This is a genomic window from Vibrio sp. SCSIO 43153 (assembly GCF_023716625.1).
GTDB classification, from domain to species: Bacteria; Pseudomonadota; Gammaproteobacteria; order Enterobacterales; family Vibrionaceae; genus Vibrio; species Vibrio rotiferianus.
Genome location: NZ_CP071855.1, coordinates 2,898,954 through 2,916,172 on the forward strand (window position 1 = coordinate 2,898,954; position 17,219 = coordinate 2,916,172).

A 17,219-nucleotide genomic window follows, 5' to 3' on the forward strand; every position below is an offset into this window, starting at 1 on the left:
AGGATGTAGGAGTACGCATGGAGTTCAGTGTTAAAAGTGGCAGTCCAGAGAAACAACGTAGCGCATGTATCGTTGTTGGTGTGTTTGAACCACGTCGCCTTTCTCCAGTAGCCGAGCAACTTGATAAAATCAGTGACGGTTACATCAGTTCACTACTTCGCCGTGGTGATCTAGAGGGTAAACCTGGTCAGATGCTGCTACTGCATCAAGTACCAGGTGTTTTGTCAGAGCGCGTTCTACTCGTAGGTTGTGGTAAAGAACGTGAGCTAGGCGAGCGCCAGTACAAGGAAATCATTCAAAAGACGATCAGCACACTTAACGAAACAGGTTCTATGGAAGCAGTATGTTTCCTAACTGAACTGCACGTTAAAGGTCGCGATACGTACTGGAAAGTACGTCAAGCTGTTGAAGCGACTAAAGATGGTCTTTACACATTTAACCAGTTCAAGAGCGTTAAGCCGGAAACCCGTCGCCCACTACGTAAGTTAGTGTTCAACGTACCGACACGTCGTGAACTGAACCTAGGTGAAAAAGCAATCACTCACGGTCTAGCCATTTCTTCTGGTGTAAAAGCATCAAAAGATCTTGGCAACATGCCACCAAACGTTGCAAACCCAGCTTACCTTGCATCTCAAGCTCGTCGCCTTGCTGACGACTACGAAACAGTAACCACCAAGATCATTGGTGAACAAGAGATGGAAAAACTGGGCATGACATCTTACCTAGCAGTAGGTCGTGGTTCGAAAAACGAATCAATGATGTCGATTATCGAATACAAAGGTAACCCAGAGTCAGAAGCAAAACCTATCGTACTAGTTGGTAAAGGTCTGACGTTCGATTCAGGCGGTATCTCTCTCAAACCTGGTGAAGGTATGGATGAGATGAAGTACGACATGTGTGGTGCGGCATCTGTATTCGGTACAATGAAAGCGCTAGCGAAGCTAAACCTACCAATCAACGTTATTGGTGTCCTAGCAGGCTGTGAAAACATGCCTGGCAGCAACGCTTACCGTCCTGGTGACATCCTAACAACCATGTCTGGTCAAACCGTAGAAGTACTGAACACGGATGCGGAAGGTCGTCTTGTTCTTTGTGACGCACTGACTTACGTAGAGCGTTTCGAACCAGACTGCGTAGTTGACGTTGCAACGCTAACTGGTGCTTGTGTTATCGCACTAGGCCACCATATCAGCGGCGTAATCTCTAACCACAACCCACTTTCTCATGAGCTAGTAAACGCTTCTGAGCAAGCGAGTGACCGTGCTTGGCGTCTACCAATGGCAGACGAATACCACGAGCAGTTGAAGAGCCCATTTGCTGACATGGCAAATATCGGTGGTCGTCCTGCTGGCACTATCACTGCGGGTTGCTTCCTGTCTAAGTTTGCTAAGAAGTACAACTGGGCACACGTCGATATCGCAGGTACTGCGTGGAAATCAGGCGCAGCGAAAGGCTCAACGGGCCGTCCTGTCTCAATGCTTGTCCAATTCCTTTTGAACCGCAGCGGCCAAGAGACAGAAGAGTAATTTCTGAACAAAATCTAAAAGGGCCGCAAGGCCCTTTTTTATTACCTCGATTTTCTTAATTGAAAATGGGACTTATGATGGTCTTAGGATGAGACCAACGGCAAGCGAGAGAATGATGCAAACTGCAACTTTCTACATCATTAAAGAAGATAGCCCGCAAGCAACCGCGGCTGGCTTTGAAGAATACATCGTGTTTTTGGCTCAGCACTTTGCTCGCCAAGGCGCAAAAGTGTACTTGAATTGCGAAGATAAACCGCACGCTGAACAACTCGCCGAAACCTTTTGGCAAATTGATGCAGATAAGTTCATGGCACATAATCTCGTAGGCGAAGGACCGAAATACGCCACCAATATTGAGATCGGCCATAACGGCGTAAAGCCGAATTGGAATCGTCAGTTAGTAATTAATTTGGCGGAAAATGAGACAACCTTTGCGAACAAGTTTGCTCAAGTGGTAGACTTCGTGCCTTGCGAAGAAAAAGCTAAACAGCTCGCAAGAGAAAGGTATAAAATTTACCGTCAGGCAGGTTATCAACTGCAAACGATCGAAATTCAATATCCTTAACGGTCAATCCTTATAGTTAAGCTCTCCACTCAGAGAGTTCACTTATAAAGATTGACTTAGATTCAACCATCAACGTATCCATTAAAAGAGCGCTATGGAAAAGACATACAACCCAACTTCAATCGAACAAGCTCTGTATCAGACTTGGGAAGAAAAAGGCTACTTCAAGCCACACGGTGACACTACTAAAGAAGCTTACAGCATCATGATCCCGCCACCGAACGTCACTGGTAGCCTACATATGGGCCACGCGTTCCAAGACACGATCATGGATACTCTTATCCGTTGTGAGCGCATGAAGGGCAAGAACACTCTTTGGCAAGTAGGTACTGACCACGCAGGTATCGCAACTCAGATGGTTGTTGAGCGTAAGATCGCTGCAGAAGAAGGCAAAACAAAACACGATTACGGTCGTGAAGCTTTCATCGACAAAATCTGGGAATGGAAAGGCGAATCTGGCGGTACTATCACTAAGCAGCTTCGTCGTCTTGGCGCATCTGTAGACTGGGATCGTGAGCGCTTTACGATGGACGATGGTCTATCTAACGCGGTTCAAGAAGTGTTCGTACGTCTATACGAAGACGACCTAATCTACCGCGGTAAGCGTCTAGTTAACTGGGATCCAAAGCTACACACAGCGATTTCAGATCTAGAAGTAGAGAACAAAGACACCAAAGGCAACATGTGGCACTTCCGCTACCCACTAGCGGATGGCGTTAAAACAGCGGATAGCAAAGACTACATCGTTGTTGCAACCACTCGTCCAGAGACTATGCTAGGCGATACTGGTGTTGCGGTTAACCCAGAAGATCCACGTTACAAAGATCTTATCGGTAAAGAAATCATCCTTCCTATTGTTGATCGTCGCATCCCAATCGTGGGCGATGAGCACGCAGATATGGAAAAAGGTACTGGCTGTGTGAAAATCACACCTGCGCACGACTTCAACGACTACGAAGTTGGTAAGCGCCACCAGCTACCAATGATCAACATTCTGACTTTCGACGCGAACATCCGTGACGCTTCTGAAGTATTCAACACTAACGGCGAAGCAAGCGACGCATACAGCACTGAGCTACCAGCTAAGTACCACGGTATGGAGCGTTTTGCCGCTCGTAAAGCTATCGTTGCTGAATTCGACGAGCTAGGTCTACTTGAAGAAGTGAAAGATCACGATCTACAAGTTCCTTACGGCGACCGTGGTGGCGTGGTTATCGAACCAATGCTAACTGACCAATGGTACGTACGTACTGCACCTCTAGCGAAAACAGCGGTTGAAGCAGTAGAAAACGGCGACATCCAATTCGTTCCTAAGCAATACGAAAACATGTACTTCTCTTGGATGCGTGACGTTCAAGACTGGTGTATCTCTCGTCAGCTATGGTGGGGTCACCGCATCCCAGCTTGGTACGACAACCAAGGTAATGTTTACGTAGGTCGTGACGAAGAAGAAGTTCGTAAGAACAACAACCTAGAGTCAGTCATTGAGCTTCACCAAGACGAAGACGTACTGGATACATGGTTCTCTTCTGCACTATGGACGTTCGGTACTCAAGGTTGGCCTGAGCAAACTGACGATCTGAAAGTATTCCACCCTTCAGACGTACTAGTGACTGGTTTCGACATCATCTTCTTCTGGGTTGCACGCATGATCATGATGACCATGCACTTCGTGAAAGACGAAAACGGCAAACCACAAGTACCATTTAAGACGGTTTACGTTACTGGTCTAATCCGTGACGAAAACGGCGACAAGATGTCTAAGTCGAAAGGTAACGTACTTGACCCAATCGACATGATCGATGGTATCGACCTAGAGTCTCTAGTAGAGAAGCGTTGTGGCAACATGATGCAGCCTCAGCTAGCGAAGAAAATCGAGAAGAACACTCGTAAGACGTTTGAAAATGGTATCGAAGCATACGGTACAGACGCGCTACGTTTCACTCTTGCAGCAATGGCATCAACAGGTCGCGATATCAACTGGGATATGAAGCGTCTTGAGGGTTACCGCAACTTCTGTAACAAGCTATGGAACGCGAGCCGTTACGTAATGATGAACACAGAAGAGCAAGATTGTGGCTTCAACGGTGGTGAAATTGAATACTCACTAGCGGATAAGTGGATCGAGTCTCAGTTTGAACTTGCAGCGAAAGCGTTCAACAACCATATCGACAACTTCCGTCTAGATATGGCGTCTAACACGCTTTACGAATTCATCTGGAACCAATTCTGTGACTGGTACCTAGAGCTAACTAAACCAGTTCTATGGAAAGGTACTGAAGCGCAACAACGTGGTACTCGCCGTACACTAATCACGGTTCTTGAGAAGACTCTACGTCTGGCTCACCCAGTGATTCCTTACATCACTGAAACTATCTGGCAAAGCATCAAGCCACTAGTTGAAGGTGTAGAAGGTGAGACAATCATGCTTCAAGCACTGCCTCAATTCGACGAAGCAAACTTCAACCAAGAAGCGCTAGACGATATTGAATGGGTGAAAGCGTTCATTACCAGCATCCGTAACCTACGTGCTGAATACGACATCAACCCAGGTAAGCCGCTTGACGTTATGCTGAAAGCTGCAAACGCAGAAGACGCTGCGCGTCTAGAAGCAAACAAACAAGTACTGATGTCTCTAGCGAAACTAGAATCTGTACGCGTACTTGCTGCTGACGAAGAAACGCCAGCGTGTGCGACAGCATTGGTTGCGAAGTCTGAGCTGATGATCCCAATGGCGGGTCTGATCGACAAAGACGCTGAACTTGCTCGTCTGGATGGCGAAATCAAGAAAACTCACGGCGAAATCAAGCGTATCGAAGGCAAATTAGGTAACGAAGGCTTCGTAGCGAAAGCTCCTGAAGCAGTTGTTGCTAAAGAGCGTGAGAAACTTGAAGGCTACAAAGAGACGCTAGCTAAGCTAGAAGAGCAGAAGACAACGATCGCTGCACTTTAATCTCTAAAGACTAGAGTAAAAGAATCAAAGGGTTGGTGTGAAAGCATCAACCCTTTTTGCATTTTATCGCTCGGAAAGCTTTCAAAGATATTCGCTCTTCTCTCCTACTTTCCCTCCTATTTAATAGTTTTTACCTATCAAACTAATCTTAACTGCCCATTAGATTTAATGATAATAATTCTCAATAATAGACCTATCGAAACAACACAACGATTGAGTAATTATCATGAAAAAGACACTAACCTTTGCAGCACTCCATTTTACTATCGCGTTTAGTGTCGCTTACGTGCTTACTGGCGACATTCTAATTGGTAGTTTAATTGCCATGATTGAGCCTTCAGTGAACACCGTCGCTTTCTACTTTCATGAAAAGGCATGGGCAAAAGTCCCAGCGCTTAAAGCTCGTCAGTGGATGACCAAATTAAAAACCGCAAGCTTTGCCACCATCCACTTCAGTGTTGCCTTTAGTGTGGTTTACTTGCTAACAGGTGATGCGTTTGTCGGCGGTATCATGGCGATGCTAGAGCCAAGCTTGAACACAGTGGCTTACTACTTCCACGAGAAAGTATGGATGCGTAAATCAGATAGCCAAGCCCCACAGTTCTGCCTACACCAACACGCTTAAACATGGAGGCTCAATACGCCTCCTAACGAACAAAATGACATTTACCATTGACAAAGTTGCGTACCGCAATTAATTTAATTGCGGTGCGCAACTTTATTTTTAGAGGTAAGTGATAATGAATGCTCGTCAACTCCGACACTACTCCCGTCAAGCCGTCCGATTGCTTGGTATGCTCGATAAACAATGCGGCGATGTCGCTCTCACTCCTGTGCAAGCGCACGCATTAGGTGAAATCCAATTGCAGCCGTTGACCATCAATCAACTGGCACAACAACTCAATGTCGACAAATCCAATGCAAGCCGCACCGTTACCGGTTTGATTAAACTAGGTTTGGTTGAGAGCATCGAAAACCCAAAAGACAAACGTAGCCAACTCGTAGCGCTTACAAAGCAAGGTCAGCAGGCGTTATCGCAACTAGACCAACAGCAAAACAGATTCTTTGAACAACTGCTTACCCAACTCGATGACAGCGAGCAAGAGCAACTCAAACTTGGTTTAGAGACTTACCTAAAAGGGCTAACGAAAGTGTGTCAGGCTGAGGAATACGTTCTTCGACCTCTTACCAAAGCAGATAACTCACGAGTTGCAGACGTGATTCGTAAAGTCTCTGCAGAATATGGTTTAACCGCAGACAAAGGTTATGGTGTGGCAGATCCAACGCTTGATGACATGTACTCGGTTTACGACCAGCAAGGCGCAGCCTACTGGGTAGTCGAATACCAAGGCGAGATTGTGGGTGGCGGCGGCTTTGCACCTTTAGCTGGTGAGCCAAATGTGTGTGAGCTACAAAAGATGTACTTCTTGCCTCAAACACGAGGGCACGGCTTAGCTAAACGCATCGTCGCATTGAGCTTACAGCTAGCGAAACAGTTTGGGTATCAGCAGTGCTATTTAGAAACGACAGAATGTCTAAGAGAAGCGGTAGGCTTGTATGAAAAGCTAGGCTTTGAGCATCTCGATGCCCCGCTTGGACAAACAGGGCATGATGCATGTGAAGTCGTGATGCTTAAAACGTTATAGAATTTTATCCCCAAACTTAAAGTACAAGATGGGTAACACAGAGCTCTTGGCTAAGCGCCACTGTAAATGCTTGGCGTTGCCCATCCAACTCCACCACGAGTTCGTAGAGATCTTTTGGATCGGGATCATTAAGATCGGCATACTTTGGCGCTTCGATCTGGAATAAAGCACTCGCATGATCCGCTCGGACATCAATAGGAATATGGTAAGTCATGCCATTAAACTTAACCGATGCCGATACTAGACCCGGCGCAAAAGTTTGGTAGTACAAATCCACCTTAAACTCACAACCACCACCGTGGTGCCAAATCTGCTCGGTTGCTACACGGTCTAAACGCACATTGCGAATAAACTGCAGATACGGCTCTTGCCATACCCCCAAGCGCTCATCACTCTTTTGGTATTCATGATCCGCAAGTGAGCACAACTCTGGTTTATCCTCATCCAGCAGAAGATCTTCTTCTTCCTCAAGGAACAGGATCTCAAAACGGTTACGCCCCATCTGCATGAACGGACGAATGTCTTTTTTGTACATGCTTTGTGAACCGTCACAGTCGAACAATGCTACCCCGTTTAAACGCACTTCAGCATGGTAATCCACACCACCCAACACCATTTCTACCGCTGGGAATGCCATCATGGATTCATCTACTTCAATGTCGTGCATCAGATGCCACTCTTGCTGACGAATCACGTCTTCAGTCAGTTCAGCAGGCAATACATGACTCAAAGGAGCAGGGAAAGTAATGTCATCCTGTGGGATAGAAAGGTCCGTCAGTGGAGAGACTTGCCATAAACCGGCGAGTGAGAGTTGCATAGTTACCTTGAGCTAGATCAATTTTCACGCATTATAGAGATAATAAGCACACAAACTCAATGAGAATTATTTATCCTCACCAGCGGTTATCATTTTCAAGGCACAAAAAAACCAGCGATCAACGCTGGCTTCTTAATATAAATGAGCTGATTACTCTTCGTCTTCATCATCTTCTTCAGGGTAAAGCGCATCTTCGCCTTCGTAGTAAGTACCCCAACCGTCGTAGATGATGTCGTATTTTTCTGCAAGATGAACCAATTTCTCAACCTGTGCATCAATTGCTTCTGCGTTTAGTGCAGATTCCATTGTTGCATCACAGCAAAGTAGTTTGTTGCCATCTTCATCTTCTGTTTCTTCAGCTTCAAGAACTTCAAAGCCCATCTTAAACGCTTCAACAACCGCTTTCTCTAGTGTGTCAAAGTCTTCAGCAAATAGGTGGTGCTCGATTTCGTATAGTGAATCTGGATCGCTGCCATCTTCTAGCAATGCTGCAATGATATCGCGAGTCTCTTCCTTTTGAATCTCAATTAATTCTTCTACTGATAGATATTCATCTTCGTGAGACATGTTTTGGCTCCAGATTAGTTACTTGATGGAAACACTATACTCTAAACTGAGTACGTTAATGCGGTGAAATATGGCACGGATTGCGATGAAAAGCCACAAACAAACACCAAACTACGGTGATTCTTGATGATAATTTTGACTCGCAAATCGAAACTCCGCTCACAGAAACAAAAAATTAACAAAAACGGGTAATCTTTAATATTCAGAAGATCCTAATTGAGCCTTAAACGAGTAATTTTAGACTTGTTTGCGTGTTTATGATCTTGGAGTGAATACAGTGACAGCTCGGTTACTCTGGCCTAACGAATAAAGAAAAGCTAAAAACTGCATATTTCAGAATGGTTATGCACGTTTTATGCACTATTGATGTACCCTCTCTTCCCCAAACTAAAAAGAATAAAAACGCACTTTCTAAAAGCTATGAATGAACTGCAAAATATAGAATTAAAATGCGCCCAATTAAAATTTACAAAATATAAAGCTAAAAAACAACATTTTTACAAAATATAAGCCAACCAAAGGAACTTGCATCTTAGCACCAAGCTTGTCATAACTAACGGCTGGAATATTTGTAAGGATACAAAATGAGCAAGCTGTACGTTGGATCAGAAGTAGGTCAACTTAGACGAGTTCTATTAAATCGCCCAGAGCGTGCCCTCACCCACTTAACACCATCAAACTGCCATGAATTACTATTTGATGACGTATTGGCAGTCGAAGCTGCAGGTGAAGAACACGATGCATTCGCTCGGACTCTAAGTGAGCAAGGTGTTGAGGTGTTACTGCTTCATGATCTACTAGTCGAAACCCTTGCGGTTCCAGAAGCAAAACAATGGTTGTTAAACACTCAGATTTCTGACTTCCGTTACGGTCCGACCTTCGCTCGCGACCTGCGCCAGTACTTAGCAGAGATGGACGATGAACACCTGGCCAGTATTCTTCTTGGCGGATTGGCTTACTCGGAACTGCCAATCAAATCTTCATCGATGCTACCGAAAATGAAGCGTTCTCTAGACTTCGTTATCGAACCTTTACCTAACCACCTATTCACTCGCGATACTTCATGCTGGGTTTACGGTGGTGTATCACTCAACCCAATGATGATGCCTGCACGTCAGCGCGAAACCAACCACCTGCGCGCGATTTACCGTTGGCACCCAACCTTTGCTGGGCAAAACTTCATAAACTACTTTGGCGATGAAGACCAACACTACGACAATGCCAACGTTGAAGGCGGTGATGTTCTGGTTATCGGTAAGGGTGCGGTTCTGATTGGCATGTCTGAGCGTACAACTCCACAGGGTGTAGAAAACCTAGCGGCGAGCCTATTCAAATCCGGTCAGGCGAAAGAAGTCATTGCCATCGACCTACCGAAACACCGTTCATGCATGCACCTTGATACGGTAATGACGCATATGGATGTCGATACTTTCTCGGTATACCCAGAGATCATGCGTAAAGATTTAGACACATGGCGCCTAACACCAAAAGGCAATGGGGAAATGCATGTCGAAGCATCACACAACTATCTGCACGCAATTGAATCGGCACTGGGGTTAGACCAACTGAAGATCATTACCACTGGTGGTGACAGCTATGAAGCTGAGCGTGAGCAATGGAACGATGCCAACAACGTACTAACAGTGAAACCTGGTGTTGTGATTGGTTACGAACGTAACGTCTACACTAACGAAAAGTATGACAAAGCTGGCATTGAAGTCCTGACCATTCCGGGTAACGAGCTTGGTCGCGGTCGTGGTGGTGCACGTTGTATGAGTTGCCCAATCGAACGTGACGATATTTGAGAAATCTCTCTCACCAAATAAAACCAATAAAGACTAAGGTTGATGTGAATGCATCAACCTTTTTTTGCTTTACTTTAAAATAATTATTCACATATATAGCATTTTCATGCTTTAATGGTTTTATTACTTATCAACCAAACGACCTAAAGGACGAGCTATGGCTTTCAATCTACATCATCGCAACTTTTTGAAGCTATTGGATTTCTCCACAAAAGAAATTCTCTTTTTGCTCGAACTGTCTGCTGAGCTAAAAAAAGCTAAATATGCAGGGACAGAGCAGAAGAAACTTCAAGGCAAAAACATTGCACTAATCTTTGAGAAATCTTCTACTCGTACCCGATGTGCGTTTGAAGTCGCTGCTTTTGATCAAGGCGCTCAAGTCTCTTACATCGGCCCTTCTGGCTCGCAGATCGGTCATAAGGAATCAATGAAAGACACGGCTCGAGTTCTTGGTCGCATGTATGATGGCATCGAATACCGCGGATTTGGTCAGTCTATTGTGGAAGAGCTAGGGGCTTACGCAGGTGTTCCAGTATGGAATGGCTTGACTGATGAGTTTCATCCTACACAAATACTGGCGGATTTCCTCACCATGCAAGAACACGGACGTGGTAAACAACTGCATGAGATGACCTTTGCCTATCTGGGTGATGCACGTAACAACATGGGCAACTCTCTCATGGTCGGAGCCGCCAAAGTCGGCATGGACATTCGTCTCGTGGCGCCAAAAGCATTCTGGCCAGAAGAAGAATTAGTCGCGACTTGCCAAGCGATTGCTCAACAAACCGGTGCGAAAATCACTTTAACTGAAAGTGTCGAAGAAGGCGTAAAAGGTTGCGACTTCCTCTACACCGATGTTTGGGTTTCCATGGGCGAGTCCGCCAATGCTTGGGACGAGCGTGTTGCACTTATGACGCCATACCAAATTAATATGGACGTGATTAAGCAAACAGGCAATCCTCACGTGAAATTCATGCACTGCCTGCCTGCTTTCCACAACGACGAAACCACAGTGGGCAAAGAGGTGGCAGAAAAATACGGCATGAATGGTTTAGAGGTAACAGAAGAAGTGTTTGAATCAGAATACTCAATCGTGTTTGATGAAGCTGAGAACCGAATGCATACCATTAAAGCCGTGATGGTAGCGACACTAGGTAGCTAAACCAAAGCATTAGAAATGGTAACAAAAACCATGATGTAATCGCTTGCGCTCACGAAAGTTAAGCGTATAATCCTCGGCAATTTGTCTGAGGATTACGAAATGACCAAGCTGATTGCTGACGTAAAAACGCGATTTGCTCTAGCTAAGCGACTACGCTTACGTGCGGTTATTTTTGTTAATTCTATTGAATTTTAAAACCTCCCCATTTGGGGAGGTTTTTTTATGTCCAAAATTCAATCGTGGTGAATTTTGGAGATAGTCACTACTGTTATAGGGAAGAAGATCATGGCGAATTCGCTTTACCAGAAGCACATCATCTCTATTCCAGAGCTTTCACGTGAAGAACTGGAACTGATTGTTGAAACTGCAGGTCAACTAAAAAAAGAACCTCGTCCAGAACTGATTAAAAACAAGGTCGTAGCTAGCTGTTTCTTTGAACCATCCACACGTACTCGCTTGTCATTCGAGACTGCGATTCAACGTATCGGTGGCGATGTGATTGGTTTTGACAATGATGGAAACACCTCCCTGGCAAAAAAAGGCGAGACACTGTCTGACTCGGTACAAGTTATCTCCTCTTACGTTGATGCATTCGTGATGCGCCACCCTCAGGAAGGCGCGGCTCGCCTTGCATCTGAGTTTTCTAACGGTGTACCAGTCATCAACGCAGGTGACGGTGCAAACCAACACCCTACGCAAACCCTACTCGATCTATACACAATCGCCGAAACGCAAGGCCGTCTGGATAACCTTAACGTCGCGTTTGTTGGTGACCTAAAGTACGGTCGCACTGTGCACTCTTTGACGCAAGCACTGGCAAAGTTCAACAACATTCGTTTCTTCTTCGTCGCACCAGACGCACTGGCAATGCCAGATTACATCTGTGAGGAGCTTGACGAAGCAGGCATTCAATACAGCCTGCACACTGATATGGAAAGTGTCGTCCCTGAGCTAGATATCCTTTACATGACGCGCGTACAAAAAGAGCGTTTTGACGAGTCTGAATACGCACATATCAAGTCCGCTTATATCCTAACAGCAGCACTATTAGAGGGTGCGCGTGACAACCTAAAAGTACTCCACCCACTACCTCGCGTGGATGAAATCACCACGGATGTGGATGCAACTCCACACGCCTACTACTTCCAACAAGCACAGAACGGTGTATACGCTCGTCAAGCGTTGTTGGCATTGGTTCTTAACGAAACACTGTAATCGGGGGAGAAAAGACATGACTAAAGAAACTCAATTGCAGGTAGAGGCAATCAAAAACGGCACGGTAATCGACCATATTCCTGCGCAAATTGGTATCAAAGTGCTGAAACTGTTCGACATGCATAATTCTTCTCAGCGCGTAACTATCGGTCTGAACTTGCCTTCTTCGGCTCTGGGTCACAAAGACCTACTGAAGATTGAAAACGTGTTTATCAATGAAGAGCAGGCAAGCAAGCTTGCACTTTACGCACCACATGCAACCGTAAACCAAATCGAAAACTACGAAGTAGTTAAGAAGCTTGCACTAGAACTGCCTGAGCGAATTAACAACGTGTTTGAGTGTCCGAACAGCAACTGTATTACACACAACGAGCCTGTAGCGAGCAGCTTCCAAGTGTTCGAGAAGAAGGAAGAAATCCGTCTAAAGTGTAAATACTGTGAGAAAGTATTCGCACGTGAGATCGTCACTGAGCGTTAATTTCTCGCTTCGATTCTTGCTAACGATAAATTGACCAATACCCCGCTCATGCGGGGTATTTTGCTCTTTACGTGCTTCATGTTTAAAGGCACACTGCTTATTCTTAAGAACACTCAAAATGCTTGAGTAAACTCTTTATTCCCCTAAACAGATGGAACAATTCAAATGACGAAAGTACTTCACACTGAGTCTGCACCAGCAGCAATCGGTCCTTACGTTCAAGGCGTAGATCTAGGCAACATGGTTCTTACTTCTGGCCAAATCCCGGTAAACCCAGCGACAGGTGAAGTGTCTGCCGACATCGCAGAGCAAGCTCGTCAATCTCTAGAAAACGTAAAAGCTGTAGTTGAAGCATCAGGCCTTAAAGTAACAGACATCGTTAAAATGACAGTATTCGTGAAAGACCTAAACGACTTCGGTACAGTAAATGAAGTTTACGGTAAATTCTTCGATGAACACGAAGTAGCAAACTACCCTGCACGTTCTTGTGTAGAAGTCGCTCGTCTGCCTAAAGATGTTGGCATCGAGATTGAAGCAATCGCAGTTCGCAAATAATTGCACTTGCTAACAAGCATAAAAAAACGGGTAGCTCAGGCTACCCGTTTTCTATTGTCTTTTTGCTGCTGTATCGCAGTCAGGCTTAAGCTGCGTTGCGCTGTTTCACTTCTTCATCCAACGCTTCTAGTTTCTCTTTCATTTGCTCACGACAGCTGTTCGCCAGCTCACGGACACTCTCTTTACCGTAGCCCTCAGAGCTTACTGGCGGCAGCATCTCAATGATTACATGTCCGTTGTTCCAACGATTTAATTTAATATGATCAGTCGAACTGCATACGATTGGAATGATTGGCACCTCTGCACCAATAGCCGCATGAAACGCACCAGTCTTAAATGGCAGCAAACCACGGCCACGAGAGCGAGTACCTTCTGGGAACATCCATATTGAAACATCACTGTTCTTGATGCTATCCACAACTTGGTCAATGGTACCTTTCGCTTTAGAACGATTCGCACGGTCGATCAGAATATTGCCAGTTAGCCAGTAAAGCTGACCAAATAGAGGCATCCACGCCAAACTCTTTTTACCTACGGTAACCACTTTTGGTGTAACCGCCGAAGACACGGTGAACAGGTCCCAGTTGTTTTGGTGGTTTGCAATATAAACATGCTGACCACGCGAATACGCATCTTCTGGAATTCGTAGCTCAAGCTTGATACCAAATACACGCGACATCTTGCCGAATAGACGGCCGAAGGTGAAAACATGCTTAGGATTTCTAGGGCTTAGTAGGCAGTAACCACAACCACCAATAAACATCACAATTGCGAAAATTGCGACAGCAAATACACGTAACAGTGCAATCATTGTTGTTCTCCAAGAACCAGCTTTACGCCAGCTACAGCTATTATTGTCTCTTTTGACATAGTCATGAACTATGCAAGAAAGCGCGATACAAAAAAGCCGAAACCAACGTTTCGGCTCTCTTCATATCCAAGTCACCTGCACCGCAGTTTAACTTGCCTCGCTCACTCGCTCAATATTTGCGCCAAGTGCAGCCAGTTTATTTTCGATTTTGTCGTAACCGCGGTCAATGTGGTAAATACGATCAACGATGGTTTCACCTTTCGCAATACAACCCGCAATGACCAAACTTGCCGAAGCTCGTAGGTCAGTTGCCATTACTTGTGCACCACTTAGTGAATCTACATCGCCACAGATAACCGTGTTGCCTTCAATTTCCGCTTTCGCGCCCATACGCATCAGTTCAGGTACGTGCATGAAACGGTTTTCAAAGATCGTTTCTGTGATTACGCCGCCGCCTTTCGCCATCATGTTCAATAGTGTGAATTGCGCCTGCATGTCAGTAGGGAAACCTGGGTGCGGAGCCGTGCGGATGCTTACCGCTTTCAGCTCACGGTCAGTCATATCAACAGAAATCCAGTCATCGCCAGTTTCTACCAATGCGCCTGCTTCTTCTAGCTTAGCCAGTACCGCTTCTAGAAGGTGTGCATTGGTATTACGACATACCACTTTGCCGCCAGAAACCGCTGCCGCTACTAGGAAAGTACCGGTTTCGATACGGTCAGCAACGACGTTGTGCTTACCACCACCTAGACGCTCAACACCCTCGATAGTGATGGTATCAGTACCTGCACCAGAGATTTTCGCACCTAGCGTGTTTAGGAAGTCCGCTGTATCAACGATTTCAGGTTCACGCGCTGCATTGTCTAGCGTTGTTGTGCCCTCAGCAAGTGCTGCTGCACACATGATAGTGATGGTTGCACCAACACTTACTTTGTCCATCACGATGTGTGCACCTTTTAGGCGACCATCTACTTCCGCTTTAACGTAACCATCTTCTAGTGTGATGGTTGCACCAAGCTGCTCTAGACCTGTGATATGTAGATCAACAGGACGAGCACCAATCGCACAACCGCCAGGTAGAGAAACTTGACCTTTACCAAAACGAGCCACTAATGGGCCAAGTGCCCAAATTGATGCTCGCATGGTTTTCACCAAGTCGTAAGGCGCACAGTACTCATTAATACTGCTTGGATCGACATGAACAGAACCATTGCGGCTGACTTTAGCGCCCAAGCGCTTTAGCAGTTCCATGGTTGTGTCGATATCACGAAGGTGTGGTACGTTTGCTACTTCTACTGGCTCTTCAGCCAAAATTGACGCAAATAAAATCGGCAGTGCTGCGTTTTTTGCACCTGAAATGGTCACTTCACCAACCAACGGCTGATCTGACCCAATAACTCGAAACTTTTCCATTATAAACCTTATAGCGACATTAGCTTTTTATCACGAGCCCACTCATCTGGAGTGAACGCTTTAATCGATAGTGCGTGAATGTCGTTACGCTGGATGTAATCCATCAGAGGACCGTAAATTAACTGCTGCTTCTTAACGCGGCTCATTCCATCGAAACAAGCATCAACAGCAACCACCTCATAATGGCTACCTTCACCTTTTACATGCACTTCTTGAAGGTTTAGTGCTTCTTCTAATAGCTGTTGTACTTTTGCGCTATCCACAATTTACCCCTGATAATTCTGTATGTGTTTTGCCACTAAGGATTCAACATTACTAAGTTGAAACAAAGTGCGCAGTTGCGCTGGCACGAAACTCAGCATTATATGACAGTTTTGCTTTTTTGCATGCTCTAATAAGTGGATTAACATCACCATTCCTGCAGAGTCAACACGCTCAATATCCAATAAAGAGCACTCTAATTCGGTTTGTGATGGTTGCCACTTCTGTGCCTCAACCCAAAGAGCCGGAACGGTTTCACGATCCAGCGCTCCTGTAAGTTTAAGAATACCAGCCTGTAAATGCCACTGTTCCATTACTTTTCCGCCTCAAAGCGAATCGGTTGTTCCGCCAGCTTTTCTAGATCTTTTGCTACCGCAAGAATACCATCTTGACGGATTTTCGTGTTCCATTCAGATTGTTTGCTCGACAGTAAGCTAATACCTTCAGCAACCATATCAAATGCCAACCACTCGCCTGTTTTCTTGTCTTTGCGCAATTTGAATTCAAGCCTAATGTTAGGACGCGGAGCATCAATAATATCTACCTTAATGCTCGTAATACGTTTAGATGAATCCAATTTTGGTTCTGGGCCAAAAGCGATTTGTTGATCAGAATATTGCGTTAATACTTGCGCATAAGATGTCACTAAGTAAGCCCGAAATGCTTTGATAAACTCCCCTACATCTTCACGCTTTGCCCCTTTTAAGTTAGGTCCAAGCAATTTCAATGCAGCGTAGCGATCGTTAACGTAAGGCATCAGCTCTTCTTCAACGATGGTTTTTAACAAATTAGGGTCTTGTTTGATCTTCGGCTGTTCAGCCTTGAGGCGGTCAAACGTCACTTCCGCAACTTGCTTCATCATTTGGTATGGCTGTGTTTTATCGACTTCATCAGCAACAACACCAAATGCTGCGAACGTTGCTAAAAAAGAAAGTAATAATCTAGAAAACATGGGTTATTCCTTACTCGTATCGCCTGAGCCACCAATGCTATATAGAACCTGCCCGATTAGGTCTTCCAAGACCAATGCTGACTTGGTGTCTTCGATGGTATCGCCATCTACAAGCATTTCTTCATCGTCAAAAACAAAACCAGGCACTAAGCCTATGTACTGTTCACCAATCAATCCCGATGTCAATATTTGCACACTCGAGGTTTCTGGGAACTGGTTGTATTGACTGTTAATCGACAAGCTCACTACTGGCAGTAGATTATCCGCATTTAGCGTAATATCACTCACTCGACCGATAACCACACCACCAACCTTCACAGGTGAGCGAACTTTTAAACTACCAATATTATCGAACTCGGCTTTCAAGGTGTAAGTATTGCCAGAGCCAATGCTTTTTACGTCAGCAACCTGAAAAATCATCACAAGAATCGCGCAAATTCCCGCTAATACAAAGCTGCCAACCCATAATTCTGTTTTACGTGTTTGTTGCATG

The 17,219-nt window shown here is 45.2% G+C and carries 19 protein-coding genes; 11 read left to right on the plus strand and 8 right to left on the minus strand.

What is annotated here, in order from left to right; genetic code table 11:
• The first annotated feature begins 17 nt into the window (after positions 1 to 17).
• The 5 genes from pepA (at position 18) to J4N37_RS13870 (ending at position 6,690) form a co-directional block, all read left to right on the plus strand.
• Entirely contained in the window at positions 18 to 1,526 is a 1,509-nt protein-coding gene (pepA, locus tag J4N37_RS13850; RefSeq protein WP_010450385.1) for a leucyl aminopeptidase, read from the plus strand.
• A gap of 115 nt (positions 1,527 to 1,641) precedes the next feature.
• Complete coding sequence (locus tag J4N37_RS13855; RefSeq protein WP_071236297.1) at positions 1,642 to 2,091, plus strand: DNA polymerase III subunit chi; 450 nt, start codon at positions 1,642 to 1,644, stop codon at positions 2,089 to 2,091.
• A 94-nt stretch (positions 2,092 to 2,185) separates the two neighbouring features.
• Positions 2,186 to 5,044, plus strand: a complete 2,859-nt coding sequence (locus J4N37_RS13860) for a valine--tRNA ligase (protein WP_252041195.1) — start codon at positions 2,186 to 2,188, stop codon at positions 5,042 to 5,044.
• Between the two features lie 226 nt (positions 5,045 to 5,270).
• Positions 5,271 to 5,669 carry a DUF2061 domain-containing protein gene (locus J4N37_RS13865; protein ID WP_005441986.1) on the plus strand — a complete coding sequence of 133 codons (399 nt, stop codon included), beginning with the start codon at positions 5,271 to 5,273 and terminating at the stop codon, positions 5,667 to 5,669.
• Between the two features lie 115 nt (positions 5,670 to 5,784).
• Positions 5,785 to 6,690, plus strand: coding sequence for a bifunctional helix-turn-helix transcriptional regulator/GNAT family N-acetyltransferase (locus J4N37_RS13870; RefSeq protein ID WP_252041197.1), 906 nt, complete (start codon positions 5,785 to 5,787; stop codon positions 6,688 to 6,690).
• 16 nt (positions 6,691 to 6,706) lie between these two features.
• Here the strand turns inward: J4N37_RS13870 and J4N37_RS13875 are convergent, their stop codons facing one another.
• Positions 6,707 to 7,507, minus strand: coding sequence for a glycosyl hydrolase 2 galactose-binding domain-containing protein (locus J4N37_RS13875; protein ID WP_252041199.1), 801 nt, complete (start codon positions 7,505 to 7,507; stop codon positions 6,707 to 6,709).
• A 150-nt stretch (positions 7,508 to 7,657) separates the two neighbouring features.
• Positions 7,658 to 8,074 (minus strand): ribonuclease E inhibitor RraB, encoded by a 417-nt coding sequence (gene rraB / locus J4N37_RS13880; protein WP_005432867.1) that lies wholly within the window; start codon positions 8,072 to 8,074, stop codon positions 7,658 to 7,660.
• Positions 8,075 to 8,658: 584 nt separating this feature from the next.
• Between rraB and arcA the strand changes: the two genes are divergently transcribed.
• From arcA to J4N37_RS13910, 6 genes are all read left to right on the plus strand, one after another.
• Positions 8,659 to 9,879, plus strand: a complete 1,221-nt coding sequence (gene arcA, locus J4N37_RS13885) for an arginine deiminase (protein WP_252041201.1) — start codon at positions 8,659 to 8,661, stop codon at positions 9,877 to 9,879.
• A gap of 157 nt (positions 9,880 to 10,036) precedes the next feature.
• Positions 10,037 to 11,041 carry an ornithine carbamoyltransferase gene (argF, locus tag J4N37_RS13890; protein ID WP_010450399.1) on the plus strand — a complete coding sequence of 335 codons (1,005 nt, stop codon included), beginning with the start codon at positions 10,037 to 10,039 and terminating at the stop codon, positions 11,039 to 11,041.
• 99 nt (positions 11,042 to 11,140) lie between these two features.
• Entirely contained in the window at positions 11,141 to 11,236 is a 96-nt protein-coding gene (locus J4N37_RS13895; protein ID WP_010450401.1) for a hypothetical protein, read from the plus strand.
• 90 nt (positions 11,237 to 11,326) lie between these two features.
• Complete coding sequence (pyrB, locus tag J4N37_RS13900; RefSeq protein ID WP_010450403.1) at positions 11,327 to 12,256, plus strand: aspartate carbamoyltransferase; 930 nt, start codon at positions 11,327 to 11,329, stop codon at positions 12,254 to 12,256.
• A 16-nt stretch (positions 12,257 to 12,272) separates the two neighbouring features.
• Positions 12,273 to 12,734 carry an aspartate carbamoyltransferase regulatory subunit gene (gene pyrI, locus J4N37_RS13905; RefSeq protein WP_010450405.1) on the plus strand — a complete coding sequence of 154 codons (462 nt, stop codon included), beginning with the start codon at positions 12,273 to 12,275 and terminating at the stop codon, positions 12,732 to 12,734.
• 165 nt (positions 12,735 to 12,899) lie between these two features.
• Complete coding sequence (locus J4N37_RS13910) at positions 12,900 to 13,289, plus strand: RidA family protein (protein WP_005432832.1); 390 nt, start codon at positions 12,900 to 12,902, stop codon at positions 13,287 to 13,289.
• A gap of 85 nt (positions 13,290 to 13,374) precedes the next feature.
• On the opposite strand, the gene J4N37_RS13915 is transcribed toward J4N37_RS13910, so the two are convergent.
• The 6 genes from J4N37_RS13915 to mlaD form a co-directional block, all read right to left on the minus strand.
• Positions 13,375 to 14,100, minus strand: a complete 726-nt coding sequence (locus J4N37_RS13915; protein WP_038884575.1) for a 1-acylglycerol-3-phosphate O-acyltransferase — start codon at positions 14,098 to 14,100, stop codon at positions 13,375 to 13,377.
• A gap of 147 nt (positions 14,101 to 14,247) precedes the next feature.
• Positions 14,248 to 15,513: a UDP-N-acetylglucosamine 1-carboxyvinyltransferase gene (gene murA, locus J4N37_RS13920; RefSeq protein WP_010450411.1), complete on the minus strand. Its 1,266-nt coding sequence runs from the start codon at positions 15,511 to 15,513 to the stop codon at positions 14,248 to 14,250.
• 8 nt (positions 15,514 to 15,521) lie between these two features.
• On the minus strand, positions 15,522 to 15,776 hold the full coding sequence (gene ibaG, locus J4N37_RS13925; RefSeq protein WP_010450413.1) for a BolA family iron metabolism protein IbaG: 255 nt from the start codon (positions 15,774 to 15,776) through the stop codon (positions 15,522 to 15,524).
• 3 nt (positions 15,777 to 15,779) lie between these two features.
• Entirely contained in the window at positions 15,780 to 16,088 is a 309-nt protein-coding gene (locus J4N37_RS13930; RefSeq protein WP_010450415.1) for an STAS domain-containing protein, read from the minus strand.
• On the minus strand, positions 16,088 to 16,726 hold the full coding sequence (gene mlaC, locus J4N37_RS13935; RefSeq protein WP_010450418.1) for a phospholipid-binding protein MlaC: 639 nt from the start codon (positions 16,724 to 16,726) through the stop codon (positions 16,088 to 16,090). The genes J4N37_RS13930 and mlaC overlap by 1 nt, the downstream gene beginning before the upstream one ends.
• Positions 16,727 to 16,729: 3 nt before the next feature.
• A complete protein-coding gene (gene mlaD / locus J4N37_RS13940) occupies positions 16,730 to 17,218 on the minus strand; it encodes an outer membrane lipid asymmetry maintenance protein MlaD (protein ID WP_010450419.1) in 489 nt (162 codons plus the stop codon).
• Position 17,219 lies beyond the last annotated feature (1 nt).

What these genes read in the sequence shown, in the direction of transcription:
- pepA (WP_010450385.1), top strand. Translation starts at nt 18, where the DNA reads ATGGAGTTCAGTGTTAAAAGTGGCAGTCCAGAGAAACAACGTAGCGCA.
- J4N37_RS13855 (WP_071236297.1), top strand. Translation starts at nt 1,642, where the DNA reads ATGCAAACTGCAACTTTCTACATCATTAAAGAAGATAGCCCGCAAGCA.
- J4N37_RS13860 (WP_252041195.1), top strand. Translation starts at nt 2,186, where the DNA reads ATGGAAAAGACATACAACCCAACTTCAATCGAACAAGCTCTGTATCAG.
- J4N37_RS13865 (WP_005441986.1), top strand. Translation starts at nt 5,271, where the DNA reads ATGAAAAAGACACTAACCTTTGCAGCACTCCATTTTACTATCGCGTTT.
- J4N37_RS13870 (WP_252041197.1), top strand. Translation starts at nt 5,785, where the DNA reads ATGAATGCTCGTCAACTCCGACACTACTCCCGTCAAGCCGTCCGATTG.
- J4N37_RS13875 (WP_252041199.1), bottom strand. Translation starts at nt 7,507, where the DNA reads ATGCAACTCTCACTCGCCGGTTTATGGCAAGTCTCTCCACTGACGGAC.
- rraB (WP_005432867.1), bottom strand. Translation starts at nt 8,074, where the DNA reads ATGTCTCACGAAGATGAATATCTATCAGTAGAAGAATTAATTGAGATT.
- arcA (WP_252041201.1), top strand. Translation starts at nt 8,659, where the DNA reads ATGAGCAAGCTGTACGTTGGATCAGAAGTAGGTCAACTTAGACGAGTT.
- argF (WP_010450399.1), top strand. Translation starts at nt 10,037, where the DNA reads ATGGCTTTCAATCTACATCATCGCAACTTTTTGAAGCTATTGGATTTC.
- J4N37_RS13895 (WP_010450401.1), top strand. Translation starts at nt 11,141, where the DNA reads ATGACCAAGCTGATTGCTGACGTAAAAACGCGATTTGCTCTAGCTAAG.
- pyrB (WP_010450403.1), top strand. Translation starts at nt 11,327, where the DNA reads ATGGCGAATTCGCTTTACCAGAAGCACATCATCTCTATTCCAGAGCTT.
- pyrI (WP_010450405.1), top strand. Translation starts at nt 12,273, where the DNA reads ATGACTAAAGAAACTCAATTGCAGGTAGAGGCAATCAAAAACGGCACG.
- J4N37_RS13910 (WP_005432832.1), top strand. Translation starts at nt 12,900, where the DNA reads ATGACGAAAGTACTTCACACTGAGTCTGCACCAGCAGCAATCGGTCCT.
- J4N37_RS13915 (WP_038884575.1), bottom strand. Translation starts at nt 14,100, where the DNA reads ATGATTGCACTGTTACGTGTATTTGCTGTCGCAATTTTCGCAATTGTG.
- murA (WP_010450411.1), bottom strand. Translation starts at nt 15,513, where the DNA reads ATGGAAAAGTTTCGAGTTATTGGGTCAGATCAGCCGTTGGTTGGTGAA.
- J4N37_RS13930 (WP_010450415.1), bottom strand. Translation starts at nt 16,088, where the DNA reads ATGGAACAGTGGCATTTACAGGCTGGTATTCTTAAACTTACAGGAGCG.
- mlaC (WP_010450418.1), bottom strand. Translation starts at nt 16,726, where the DNA reads ATGTTTTCTAGATTATTACTTTCTTTTTTAGCAACGTTCGCAGCATTT.
- mlaD (WP_010450419.1), bottom strand. Translation starts at nt 17,218, where the DNA reads ATGCAACAAACACGTAAAACAGAATTATGGGTTGGCAGCTTTGTATTA.